This window comes from Pseudomonas sp. ICMP 10191 (assembly GCF_001467335.1).
GTDB classification, from domain to species: domain Bacteria; phylum Pseudomonadota; class Gammaproteobacteria; order Pseudomonadales; family Pseudomonadaceae; genus Aquipseudomonas; species Aquipseudomonas cerasi.
Map to the genome: position 1 here is coordinate 1 of NZ_LKGW01000017.1, position 1,040 is coordinate 1,040.

At 59.8% G+C, this 1,040-nt stretch carries 1 protein-coding gene; it reads left to right on the forward strand.

Features of this window, described 5'->3' with window-relative positions:
• Positions 1–105: 105 nt before the first annotated feature.
• Positions 106–1,040: phage tail tape measure protein (locus tag AO388_RS03225; RefSeq protein WP_236713889.1), on the forward strand; the 935-nt coding region annotated here is incomplete at its 3' end.

Here is a 1,040-nt window from a genome sequence, read left to right on the forward strand (position 1 = left end):
GCAGCGAAGAAACTGAGCGATACCTTCAAGGGTTCAGAGACCGACCTGCAGCGCCAGATCGCGCTGATCAATACCAGCGCGGATGCGCAGAAAAACGCCACGGAAGTGGACAAGATCCGCTTCGAAGTTGCATCGGGCAAGCTCGTCGGGATCAACGCTGTTCAACAGAAGCGCCTCGAGGGCCTGGCGTCGGAGCTGGATGCTCTCCAAAAACTCAAGGTTGCGAACGAGGAAGAGGCCAAGGCCGTCAGCTTCCTTGCGACCCTCAAGGATGATAACGCTGCCACTCGCGGCGGCTTCGATATGGAGCTTGCTGGCGCAGGGATGGGCGACAAGGCCCGGGACCGCCTGAAGCAGGATATGGCCATTCAGGAGGATTACGCGCGCAAGGCTGCGGACCTCCAGGCGCAGCGCAACTCCGGCGATATCAGCGCCGAGCTGTACGCCAAAGAGACTGGCATGCTCTCCGAGGCGCTAGCCGAACGAATGGTCATCCAGCAGGATTATTACAATCGGATTGACGAGGCCCAGTCCAACTGGATGGCGGGCGTGAGTGATGCCTGGCAGAACTATGTAGACGCTGCCGAAAATTACTCTGCGAAGGCCGCAGATTTTGTCTCGGGCTCGCTTGATGACGCCACCACCGGGCTGGGAAATGTTTTCGCTGATGTAGCCACTGATGTGGATAACGCGGGAGAAGCTGTTGCTGACTTCGCGAGCAATATGTCCAAGTCGGTAATAAACGCGTTGAGCGACATGGCAGCGCAGTGGCTGATATATCAGGGCATTCAACTGCTCGTTGGTAAAAGCGGGCAATCGGCGGCGGCCACCGGCTTGATCGCCAACGCGCAGGCAGCGTCTGCGCAGGCAGCGCTGAACGCTTACGCATCGACCGCCGGTATTCCGCTGATCGGTCCAGCTGCTGCGCCGGCCGCCGCACTCGCCGCTGCTGCTGCAACTGCGCCAATGGTCGCCGCCGTATCCGCATCTGCACTCGCCGGTATGGCCCACAACGGTATGGACAACATCCCGAAGGAAGG